At 56.1% G+C, this 11,942-nt stretch carries 9 protein-coding genes; all 9 read left to right on the forward strand.

What is annotated here, in order from left to right:
* Positions 1-90 precede the first annotated feature (90 nt).
* The 9 genes from NST69_RS14695 to NST69_RS14735 all read left to right on the forward strand — a co-directional run bounded on the left by NST69_RS14695 (position 91) and on the right by NST69_RS14735 (position 11,296).
* A complete protein-coding gene (locus NST69_RS14695; protein ID WP_342549834.1) occupies positions 91-1,413 on the forward strand; it encodes a sugar ABC transporter substrate-binding protein in 1,323 nt (440 codons plus the stop codon).
* An 85-nt stretch (positions 1,414-1,498) separates the two neighbouring features.
* Positions 1,499-2,380: a sugar ABC transporter permease gene (locus tag NST69_RS14700; RefSeq protein ID WP_342549836.1), complete on the forward strand. Its 882-nt coding sequence runs from the start codon at positions 1,499-1,501 to the stop codon at positions 2,378-2,380.
* Positions 2,380-3,198 (forward strand): carbohydrate ABC transporter permease, encoded by an 819-nt coding sequence (locus tag NST69_RS14705; protein WP_341021901.1) that lies wholly within the window; start codon positions 2,380-2,382, stop codon positions 3,196-3,198. The genes NST69_RS14700 and NST69_RS14705 overlap by 1 nt, the downstream gene beginning before the upstream one ends.
* Positions 3,199-3,216: 18 nt before the next feature.
* Entirely contained in the window at positions 3,217-4,929 is a 1,713-nt protein-coding gene (locus NST69_RS14710; protein WP_342549840.1) for a beta-N-acetylglucosaminidase domain-containing protein, read from the forward strand.
* Complete coding sequence (locus NST69_RS14715; protein ID WP_342549842.1) at positions 4,922-6,451, forward strand: DUF4127 family protein; 1,530 nt, start codon at positions 4,922-4,924, stop codon at positions 6,449-6,451. The genes NST69_RS14710 and NST69_RS14715 overlap by 8 nt, the downstream gene beginning before the upstream one ends.
* Positions 6,452-6,830: 379 nt before the next feature.
* Positions 6,831-7,538 (forward strand): N-acetylmannosamine-6-phosphate 2-epimerase, encoded by a 708-nt coding sequence (locus NST69_RS14720; protein WP_342550178.1) that lies wholly within the window; start codon positions 6,831-6,833, stop codon positions 7,536-7,538.
* The gene (locus NST69_RS14725; RefSeq protein ID WP_342549844.1) at positions 7,525-8,358 is read left to right on the forward strand and encodes a MurR/RpiR family transcriptional regulator; all 834 of its coding nucleotides are present in this window, start codon (positions 7,525-7,527) and stop codon (positions 8,356-8,358) included. Before NST69_RS14720 ends, NST69_RS14725 begins: the two co-directional genes overlap by 14 nt.
* Before the next feature lie 406 nt (positions 8,359-8,764).
* A complete protein-coding gene (locus NST69_RS14730; protein ID WP_342549845.1) occupies positions 8,765-9,682 on the forward strand; it encodes an ROK family protein in 918 nt (305 codons plus the stop codon).
* Between the two features lie 27 nt (positions 9,683-9,709).
* Positions 9,710-11,296, forward strand: coding sequence for an FAD-dependent oxidoreductase (locus tag NST69_RS14735; RefSeq protein ID WP_342549846.1), 1,587 nt, complete (start codon positions 9,710-9,712; stop codon positions 11,294-11,296).
* Positions 11,297-11,942: the final 646 nt, after the last annotated feature.

An 11,942-nucleotide genomic window follows, 5' to 3' on the forward strand; every position in this document is an offset into this window, starting at 1 on the left:
CTATACTCATTGCAAAGAGGGAGCAATAAGTCAGGAACCCTGACGCGGGAAGGGCGCTCGCCTTACACTTAATCTGAGGGGGAATGTGGTGTGGGAACTAACAGAAAGGGCTTCACAGTATCGCTGCTGCTGACCATGTCTATGCTGCTTGCGGCTTGCGGAGGAAATGGCAATACGAAGGGGACACCGGATGCAGGAAGCACCGGAGAACCCGGCACGGGCGCTGAAGCTACGGCTGCGGCGGAGCCGGTGAAGCTTGAATTCTGGACGATTGCACTTCAGCCAACGTTCAATGATTACTTCAATAATCTGATCACCCAGTATGAGGGCAGCCATCCCGGAGTGACGGTGGAGTGGAAGGACTATCCCTATGATGCCATCTCGCAGCGGCTGTTGACCAGTACAGCGAGCGGTAAGAGTCCCGATGTCGTGAATCTTAACACCGAGTTCGCCAGCCAGTTAGGCAGTAAGGGAGCGCTGTTGAATCTGAACGAGTACCTGACGGATGAGCAGGCGAAGAGTTATTTCGAGGGGATTTATAATTCTACAGTATTCGACGGCAAGGCTTATGCGCTTCCCTGGTACACAGGCACTGAAGTGCTGTTCATGAACAAGAAGCTGGTGGAGAAGGCGGGCCTCGACCCGGCCAGTCCGCCACAGACTCGTGAGGAGCTGGTGGAGTGGGCCCGCCAGGTTCATGAGAAGACCGGGACTGCGGGATATGCGCAGCAGCTGGTCTCCAAGCTGTTCCCGATCGACGGAATCCCGATTCTGAACGAGGACAAGACGGCCGCGGCCTTCAATACGCCGGAAGCCGAAGCGATGATCGCCCAGATGCGCGATCTGATGAAGGAAGGGGTAGTGCTGAAGGAGGACGCGGATTTCAGTAAGCAGATTCAGTATTTCTCCGGTGAACAGGTAGCCTTCCAGTTGTCCGGTCCAACGTTCATTAACTTCATCAAGACCTCCGCGCCGGATGTCTACAAGAACACCATTGCGGTCCCGCTGCCGACAGGCAAGGCGAACCTGCGTCTCTCTAATTCGATGAATCTGGTCGTGCCGCAGAAGTCGAAGAACCCGCAGCAGGCGGTGGAATTCGCCGCCTTCCTTACGAATGCCGAGAACCAGACAGCCTTCTCCAAGGTCGCCAACACGCTGCCGTCAAGCAAGGCTTCGATTCAGGACCCGTTCTTCACCGACTCTGACGGCTCACTCGAAGCTGAAGCGAAGGTGGCTTCCTCGCAGAGTCTGGATAAGGCTACCGATTATATGGTCGGCGTACCAAGCGCCGCAGATATCAACTCTGCGCTGGCACGGGGACTGCAGGAGATTCTGATGAACGGCGCGGATATCAAGGAGACACTGAACAAGGTAGAGAAGGAAGTCAATACTATTATCAGTCAGGGTTCCTAAGCTGCTGAAGCATAGCTGATACGGGGGAGTTTCTCCCCCGATTGATATATTTTGAGGGTATTTGAAGGAGTGGGAGGTGTAGCAGGTGTACAAGGGGTTTCGGTCTGAATCTTTTACCGCATGGGCTTTTATGACGCCGGGCCTGCTGTTTCTGGCGGTGTTTACCTTTTGGCCGATTATATACGGAATACCGCTATCATTAACAGATTACTCGGTCATTACCGAGACGCATTATGTGGGTCTGGATAATTTCACCCGGGCCTTCCAGGATCACAATTTCCTGATTTCACTGTGGAATTCACTGGTATATGTGCTGATTGTGCCGGTGATCCAGATCATTTCGATCTTAATGGCGATTCTGGTCAACAGCCGGATTCCTGGAGTCAAAATGTTCCGGGCCTCCTACTATATACCGGTCGTGACCTCGATGGTTGCGGTGGCGCTGATCTGGAGCTGGCTGCTCGGCAATAACGGAGTTGTCAATTACCTGCTGCTGAAGGCAGGGATTATCAGTGAGCAGGTCTCCTGGCTATCGACGAGTAGCACGGCGCTGTATGTTCTAATGTTCATTACGATGTGGAAGGGCCTCGGCTATTACATGATGCTCTATCTGGCTGGGCTTCAAGGCATTCCTGCAGATCTGTATGAGGCCGCAAGAGTGGATGGTGCAGGGCCGTTGCGGCTGATTGTACATGTGACGCTGCCGCTATTACGCCCGCATATTCTGTTCTGCACACTGATCTCGGTCATGGGCGCGATCCGGGTGTTCGATGAGGTCTACATACTGACTAAGGGCGGGCCGGGGACGTCCACGCTGACCTCAAGCGTCTATATTTTTCAAAAAGGGCTGGAGCAGTTCAACTTCGGCTATGCCTCGGCGCTCGGGCTAATCGTCAGTGTGATGGTGGGAGCGCTTAGTGTACTCGTATTCAGACTGAACCGGAAAGGCGGGGTGAATTCCTATTGATGCCGCGTAGCTTGCGTGTTCTAATCACTTATCTGCTGCTGATCCTGCTTGCCCTGTTCATGATGGGGCCGTTCCTGTGGCTGCTCAGTGTCTCGCTGATGCCGGGGCGCAACGTGTTTGCGAACCCGCCTGCCATTCTGCCCACCTTCATTGCGTTCGATAACTATGTGCAGGTGTGGAACTTCATGAATTTTCCGCGTTACATTCTGAATACGGTCATCATTACGCTGCTGGGAGTCGTGTTCAACATTATTCTATCCTGTCTGACGGCGTATCCGCTGGCGGCCTTCCGGTTCAAGGGCCGGAATCTGGTCTTCACGCTGCTGATCTCGACCATGATTATTCCGTCGGCCACCGCTATGATTGTACATTATCTGACGATTCAGGCTTTTCAGCTGGGCAATACGTTCTTCGGCGTCGTTCTTCCGGCTGCGGTGTCCGTGTTCAATATCTTCCTGATGCGGCAGACGTTCCTGGGTATTCCGGCAGATATCCGGGATTCGGGTAAAATGGACGGAGCCTCAGAGCTGCGCATCTTCATTCAACTGGTCATGCCGCTCGTCAAGCCGGGGATTGCGGTGATTGGATTACTGGAGGTCATGGCGTTCTGGAACAACTTCCTGTGGCCGATTGTCGTCCTGGACGACCCGGAGAAGTATCCGCTCGCCGCAGCCCTGACGTATCTGAACGGGCAATTCTCCTATAACTTCGGCTGGATTGCCGCTGGAACCATGATCTCGGTGCTGCCGATCATCCTCGTGTTCCTCTTCACGCAGAAGTATTATATGGAAGGAATTGCTGGCGCGATAAAAGGCTAACTAAGGAGGCATAACTCAATGGGAATTTCGTTACGGGACTGCCAATATCTGTTCCGCGACTATTATACGCAAGGGAAAGAGCTGGTTGTGGAGGGTCCGCAGCTGCGCTGTGAGCTGGCCTCGCGGTATGCCATGAATCAGGATGTAAACGGGCTGCTTACGGAAGACGGAGGAATTGTGATTCTGGAGCCAGCCGGACCGGGCGTAGCCACCGCCGATAAGGGGAATGCGCAGCTGATGCTGGAGTATGACGGCGGGCTTGCTGCGGACGGATACCGGCTGGTGATTGGAGAGGATGCGAAGCTTGTTGTCGCTGCGTCTAACCGGCGGGGACTGAAGTACGGGCTGGATGCGCTGAAAATGCTGCTGACCGTGGAGGAGGATTGCTGCCGGCTGCCGGTGGTTACGGTGGAGGATGAGCCTTCTTTTCCGGTGCGGGGCATTATTGAAGGCTTCTATGGCGTGCCATGGAGCTTCGCGGACCGGATGGATTCGGTCAGTTATATGAGCGGGCACCGGATGAACGCCTTCATGTACGCACCGAAGGATGATCTCTATCACCGGAAGCTATGGCGTGAGCCGTACCCGGACGATGTGTTCACCAGAATTCATGACCTTAAGCAGGAATGCGACAAGCATCTGGTGGATTTCTACTATTGTATCAGCCCGGGCAATGATCTGGAATTCCGCAGCCAAGGCGACTTCGCGAAGCTGGAGGAGAAGCTTGGGGCCATGATCGCGATTGGGGTGCGGCATTTCGCACTGCTGATGGATGACATCGATTATGTGCTCCAAGGCGACAACAAGCAGTTCCTGGAGCGCTCCGGGAACGCCCATGCCTATGTGACGAACCGGGTCTATGATTACTTAGCCGGATGTCTGCCGCACTTCACCCTGGCTATGTGTCCTTCAGAATACTGGTCGTATTGGAATACGGAGTACAAAAAGGATATCCGGGAGCAACTTCATCCCGCTGTCAAAGTGTTCTGGACCGGCTATTTCGTCTTCGCCCCGGAGATTGGCCGGGGGCATGCGGAGGATAACCATGGATATTACGGGCATGAGCTGTGGCTGTGGGACAATATTCCGGTGAATGACTGCGATAAGGACCGGCTGTTCCTCGATCCGGTGCGCGGACGCAGCTCCCGGCTTGGCAGGTACGGGCATACAGCGGTCGTCGCCAATCCGATGAATCAGTGGGAATGCTCCAAGATCACGCTTAGCACAATGGCCCACTATATGTGGAACAGCGAGCGCTACATGCCGGAGCTGTCCTGGGAGCTGTCCGTGCGTGAATTCGCCGGAGCGCTTGCGGAGGACATGATGTTCTTCTGCCGCCAGAATCTGAACAGCCGCCTGTATTCCGGTGGCTACCCGGAGCTGGACGATGCGCTGGCGGAGCGTGATCTGGACCGGCTGGACGCTTATTTCAGCCGGCTGGAGCAGACGGCCGTGCGGCTTGGCGGCTTAGAGAATGCTAAGTTCATCGAAGAGGCTGGGCCATGGCTGCGCCGGGCCATCGGAGATGCTGTGCTGTGGCGGGCTGTGCGCAGACAACTGGAGAATACGCCGGAGCCGCTGGCTGGGAAAGATGTGCTTAAGTGCCTGGAGACCTGCCGCAGTTATGGTGTACGGCTCGGCAGTGATCCGGCCGTGCGTGCGGCTGAGGCGCTGGGGATCGAGCTGCCGGAAATGGAGAAGGAGACAAAGGAGGAGGACCAGCATGTCTAAGCACCATAAGCTGATTCTGGTTCCGCTGGATGAGCGGCCCTGCAATTATGAATTCCCTTATCTGCTGGCTCAGGGAACAGATTATAGGGTAGAGCGTCCGCCCGCCGGGATTATGGGGCTGAAGAAACGCCCTGGAGATGTTGAACAGCTATGGTCCTGGTTCGAGGCTGCCTGCGAAGGGGCAGATGGGGCGGTGGTCGCACTGGATACGCTGCTCTACGGCGGCATTATTCCCTCGCGGCTGCACCAGCTGGAGCTTGAAGTGCTGGCTGCGCGCCTGGAGCGGCTGCGGGAGATCCGGCGGCGTTATCCGCAGCTTAAGCTGTATGCGTTCCAGCTGATTATGCGCTGTCCGCAGTATTCTCTATCAGACGAGGAACCGGATTATTATGCCGACTGGGGCCGGGAGATTTTCCGCAAGGGCTTCATAGGCCACCGGCTGGAGCTGGGAATCGCCACCGATGAGGAGATTCGTGAGCTGGCGGATATTGATCACCGGCTTCCAGCCGAGGTGCTGCAGGATTATCTCGGCCGCCGGGCGATTAATATTGAAGCGAACAAGCAGGCGCTGGAGCTGGTCCGGGACGGGGTGATCGACTTCATGATTGTTCCGCAGGATGATTCGGCGCCATATGGGCATACCGCCAAGGACCAGGAGAAGGTGCGGGCACGGATCACGGCGCTTGATCTGGAGCTTAAGGTTTATATGTATCCGGGAGCAGATGAGGTAGGCTGCACGCTGCTCGCCCGGATGCTGAACAAATCCGAAGGGCGGAGGCCGATGATCTACCCGCGTTTGTCCGCTGTGCAGGGGGCATTCGTGACGCCGCTGTTCGAGGACCGCTTTTTCTATGAGACGCTGAAGTATCAGATCCTGGCCGCCGGGGGGCTGATCGCATCCAGTCCTGCCGAGGCAGACCTGGTTCTGCTGGTCAGCACGCCGGGTGAGACGATGGAGGAGGCGGTGTCGCAGAAGCATGCTTTTCACAGTTATGACGTATACCGGAACCTGATGGAACTTGTAGAGTACGGGGACTACCTTCTGCTGAGCAAGGAGATGCCGGTGGCTGTTGCGGACGTAGGCTATGCCAACGGCGGTGATCAAAAGCTGGTTAAGATGCTGCGGCAGAAGAACCTCCTGTTCGATCTGGCCGGATATGCCGCCTGGAATACCAGCTCCAATTCGCTGGGGACCGTAATCTCGCAGGCGATGATCTATCTGATCTACGGACGTACACAAGGGCATCTGGATTTCCTGGCGCTCCGCTATGCCGAGGATGTATGCTATTGTTCAGTAGTGCGCGGAGAGCTTAGTGAGGGCCCGGTGCAGGAGATGGGCTATGGCAAATACGAACTGGACGGACCGCGCGGCCGCGTAGCTGCCCGTGTACAGGAACGGCTGAGTGAGGAGCTGGCTGTACGGATCGACAGTCCAGCGGGAAGGGTTAAGATTACCGATTGCTATATGCCATGGAACCGGATGTTCGAGGTGGGCTTAACTGTAGAGTATGAGCCATCGTGAGGGCAGGGCTGGCTCTATCCATTGAATGGTTCATTTTTAATTGAAGCGAACATTCAGAGATAGGTGTATTCTGTGCAATTAAAAACAATGAAATGGAAGGATTTACTCCTCTAAATGTAGTCTGTACAACTAAATTTCCCAAATGAGCTAAAACACAGGCACTGCAGGCATTTTAAATGTACAAAATACAACTAAACGGATCATAGGCCGAACATCAGATGATTTAATTGTACAGAATGCACTTAAGCATATCGCGTGTACCTTACACGGGGCATCGCAAGCCCTTGGCATGCGGCTTGTTACAGTAATTCTTACTAGTTAAATTCTGATGTTGTACTTGTTCAATGGATATAGAATATAAGGAGAGAGGGTGGGGACCCTGAGCAAAAATATACTGGAAAGACTGCATCTGGGGCTGATTGTATCCTGCCAGGCGCTGCTTGACGAGCCGCTGCACGGGCCGGAGATTATGGCCCGGATGGCGGTGGCGGCAGCGGAAGGCGGGGCCATCGCCATCCGGGCGAACGGGGCGGCAGATGTGCGGGCGATCAAGCAGGCAGTTGCGCTGCCGGTGATCGGCATCGTGAAGCGCAATTACCCGGATTCGGACGTCTATATTACCCCTACGCTTAGAGAGACTGAGGAGTTGCTGGAAGCGGGGGCGGATATTATAGCCTTTGACGGGACCCGGCAGACCCGGCCGGGGAATTGTACGCTGGAGCAGATCATAGACCTGCTGAAGGCAAGCCCGGTGGCTTCCATGGCGGATATCTCCACTCTGGAGGAAGCGCTATACGCTGAGTCGCTTGGAGTCAGCTGCGTCTCAACCACCTTGTCGGGATATACACCGTATTCCCGCCAGCAGGAAGGGCCGAATCTGGAGCTGCTGGAGCAGGCTGCACAGCGGCTGAAGATTCCGGTCATTGCCGAAGGCCGGATCAGCCAGCCCGCCCAAGTGGAGGCAGCGCTGGACCTGGGGGCCTATGCGGTGGTGGTAGGCTCCGCAATTACCCGGCCGCAGCTGATCACCCGCCCGTTCGCAGCAGCAGCGAGAAAAGTGAGGATGAACCGTAATGGAAATGAATGACCGGATCAACACATATTACCCGTCCATGACCAAGTCTGAGCAAAAGGTAGCCCGGTGTGTGCTTGAGCATCCGGATAATCTGATCTATCTGTCTGTGACTGAGCTGGCGGATTTTGCCGGAACGGGCGAAACTACGGTGATGCGCTTCTGCCGCAAAATCGGCTTCAAGGGCTATCAGGATTTCAAGCTGATGCTGGCCCAGGGCCTGCCGAAGCGGCAGACTCAGGCGGATGGCGAGCAGGGGGCAGGCGGAGGGGATTACGCCGACCACCTGTATGACTTAATGGTGGGTGTATTGCAATCCAGTCTCGGGATGCTGGACCGGGAGCAGCTGCAGCAGGCGGTAGACGCTCTGGATCAGGCCCGGTACGTCCAGTTCTTCGGCGTAGGCTCTTCCGGGATCACGGCACTGGACGCCAAGAACCGCTTCCTGCGGATCGGGCGGCGTGTCGAAGCCAATTCCGACAGCCATATTCAGTCGATGATGGCGGTGACGATGGGAGCGGGCGATGTGGCATTTGGCATCAGTGTATCAGGCAGCACACTGGATACGAATGACATGCTGATGAAGGCCAAGCAGAACGGGGCCAAAGTCATTGCCATGACTAACTATGCCAAGTCCCCGATTGCTTCCATTGCCGACATTGTGCTGCTGACGGCCGGGAAGGAATCCCCGCTGGAAGGCGGCTCCGTAGGGGCTAAGGTCTCCCAGCTGTTCATTATCGACCTGCTCTGCCAGGGGCTGGAGCAGCTCCATGCCGAAGAGACCAAGCGGATGAAGGAGCTCACCGCCCGGGCGGTCATTGACCGGATATATTAGGATTCGGGGAATGAAGCGATGGTACGTGATGTTGCATGTAACGGTAAGGGATTGGCGGGGGCTGAGGTGCTGGTGCGAGGGCAAGGGGGCAGAATGTATGCGGAAAACTGTATACAATTTGCTGGTGCGAGGGCAGACGGGCCAATGTATGTGAAAAACAGTATACATTGTACGAACGCGAGTGTGCGTGGGCGAATGTATGTGGAAAACAACATACAATTTGCTGGTGCGAGGGCAGACGGGCCAATGTATGTGAAAAACAGTATACATTGTACGAACGCGAGTGTGCGTGGGCAAATGTATGTGAAAAACAGTATACAATTTGCTGTTACGAGGGCAGAGGGGCGAATGTATGCGAAAAACAGCATACAATGTGCTAGCGCAAAGAGTAGTGGAGGTGGCGCGAATGCGGCAAGTCTTAGGCGTGGATATCGGAGGGACAGGCATCAAGGGGCTTGTGACCGATGAAGCGGGGACGATTCTCGCGGAAGCCGGACGCGACACGGAGGCCCGGCTGGGCCGGGAGGTTATTCTCGGCCAGCTCCACAGCCTGGTGGAGGAACTGCTGGCTGGCCATCCTGCGGTGGAAGCGCTGGGGATTGGCTCGGCGGGCAGGGTAAATGCGGATACGGGCGAGGTGGTCTACGCCACCGATAATCTGCCCGGCTGGCAGGGGATGCAGCTTACGCAGTGGGCAAAGGCTGCGTTCGGACGGCCTGCGGCGGCCGATAACGATGCCAACGCGGCGCTGCTGGGCGAGGCCTGGCTGGGCGCGGGGCGCGGCAGGTCGAGCCTGGTCATGCTGACCCTGGGCACCGGGGTCGGCGGGGCTAATCTGGAGGAAGGCCGGCTGCTGCGCGGAGCCGCCTGGAGCGGTGGCGACTGGGGGCACAGCGTGCTGGTGCCGGGAGGTCGCCCCTGTAATTGCGGCAAGCGCGGCTGCGCGGAGCAATATGTGTCCGGCCAGGCGCTGCTGCGGCTGGCACTGGAGGAGACCGGCCGGGCGTATGCGCACGGGCGGGAGATTATGGCGGCGGCGGAGCAGGGCGACGCGTCAGCGCTGGCGGTGCTGGAGCGCTTCACAGCGGATCTTGCGCTGGTGACAGCTAACATCGGGGCGGCGGTAGACCCCGAGCTGATTATTATCGGCGGCGGAGTCATTCAGAGCCGCACGGTCTGGTGGCCGCTGCTGGCCGGGAAGGCAGGCGGAGAGCTGGCCGGCCGGATCGTGCCAGCGGAGCTGGGCAACCTGGCAGGCTGCTTCGGCGCAGCCCGGCTGGCTCTGGAACGGCTGCGCCGGGACGAAGGCGAAAGACAGATCTAACTGCTGCGGCAGGGAGGAGACAGAGAGATGGCTGGTGAACAGGAGAAGCGTTCGGATGTAGTAATTATCGGCGGCGGACTTGGAGGAACGGCGGCGGCGCTGGCCGCAGCCAAAGCCGGGCTGCGGGTGCTTGTGACAGAGGAGACGGACTGGCTGGGCGGGCAATTGACCTCCCAGGCCGTGCCGCCGGATGAGCACCGCTGGATTGAGGAATCGGGCAGTACCGCGTCTTACCGGGAGTTCCGCAGCAGAGTCAGGGAGTATTACAGGCGGAATTATCCGCTTACAGAAGATTCCAGGAGCAATCCTATACTGAATCCCGGTAACGGTTGGGTCAGCCGGCTGGCACATGAGCCGAAGGTAGCACTGGCTGTTCTGCAGGAGATGCTTGCCCCGTATGTGAATACCGGGCGGATCGAGGTGCTCTATCATACGGTGCCGGTCGCTGCCGATACTGAAGGAGATTACGTTACTGGAGTGACCGTCCGGCAGGGAACGGGCGGTAAGCTTTTCAGGCTGCGCGGCGACTATTATCTGGACGCCACGGAATGTGGCGATCTGCTGCCGCTGGCCGGAGTGGAGCATGTCAGCGGCGCTGAAGCCCGCAGTGAGACAGGGGAGCCGCACGCCCTGGAGGCTGCAGACCCGCTCGACATGCAGTCGATTACCCACGTGGCGGCGGTGGACTATGTGCCAGGTGGAGACTATACAATCCCGCGTCCAAGAGATTATGTTTACTGGCGCGAATATGTCCCATCGTTCTCGCAGTATCCGATCTTAAGCTGGTTCGCTTCAGATGCAGACGATACTAGCAAGCTGAAGCAGTTCACAATGTTCCCGAATGAGCAGGGGATTGTCTCCCTGTGGGATTACCGGCGGATCGTAGACCCGGCCATCTGGACGGAGCCGCTGAATGACGGCGAAGTCACTCTGCTGAACTGGGCACTGAACGATTACTATGCCGGGTCAATTATCGGCGTATCACCGGAGGAACGGGAGCGGCATTTGGAGGGAGCGAGACAGCTTACCCTCTCACTCGTGTATTGGCTCCAGACCGAAGCGCCCCGCCTGGACGGCGGGCAGGGCTACCCGGGCGTGCGCCTGCGCGGAGATGTGCTCGGCACAGAAGACGGGCTGGCCAAGGCCCCTTATATCCGGGAATCCCGGCGCATCCGCGGGATGTACACAATAGCGGAGCAAGATGTAAGCAAAGAGCTGCGCGGGCCGGAGGGGCCGAAGCGTTATGAGGACAGTGTGGGCGTAGGCAGCTATCATCTAGACCTTCATCCCACAACCGTAAGCCAGCGGACCTTCTATATCCCGAATCATCCTTACGAGATTCCTCTCGGATCATTGATCCCGGTACGGGTCAAGAACCTGCTCCCGGCTTGCAAGAACATCTCCATGACCCAAATCGCCAACGGCTGCTACCGGCTGCATCCTACGGAATGGAATATCGGCGAAGCTGCGGGCACCCTCGCGGCCTATGCCATCAGGCAGCAGGTGGAGCCGGCGGCGGTCAGGGAATCGGCAGAGCATCTAGAGGCCTATCAGCAGCAATTGATTGCGCTCGGTGTTCAGCTGCACTGGACCCCGGAGGAGCTGGAGGTGTAAGCGCACCTTCTCCGGTAATTCAGTCTATCTCAACAGTCTATAATCTCACATTCAAGGTAAGGTGCCTCCTCAGCGGGGTGCCTTTTTGGTATTTTCTTTTTAGTAGATGTTACCTGGCAGCAAGTAGGTGGATAAACGTATCTTGTTCAGTTGGTTTTGGCAGAAACGGAGGAAGCAAGTGGAAATTGTACAACTAAATTGCTTCAGTCTCGCTGCTCAGTAGAAAATATGAAAAATTAAGTGCCCTTTCTCCAACTACTATCCTACTATGGCCTAATCGTCCATCAGCAAGTGTAGAAAATCCAACTGTTTCCCTGATCCAAAGAAAACAAGTTCTAATCTGGAAAATAAAGCAGTACTGTATTGCATGTAATGAGTATTTTTTCAGAGCAGATCCTAGCTCACCTGTAAATAAGCATGATGTTCCTGGAGGACTTTTAAAGCTATGGAGAATGGATCCTTATAATATTTATTATAAAGGGATTCCAATTAGCCAAGCATACGAGCCCAAGTGGATTAGATTGCTTCGAAAATTTTTGAGAAAATGCAAAACGTTAGTCAAATAACAGCGGCAGTTGAGACTTTTGTCAAGTCTTATTCTGCCGTTGTTTTATATTAAATTTTAAATATAAATTTATATATAAAA

The organism is Paenibacillus sp. FSL P2-0089, assembly GCF_038595095.1.
GTDB classification, from domain to species: Bacteria; Bacillota; Bacilli; order Paenibacillales; family Paenibacillaceae; genus Paenibacillus_AQ; species Paenibacillus_AQ silagei.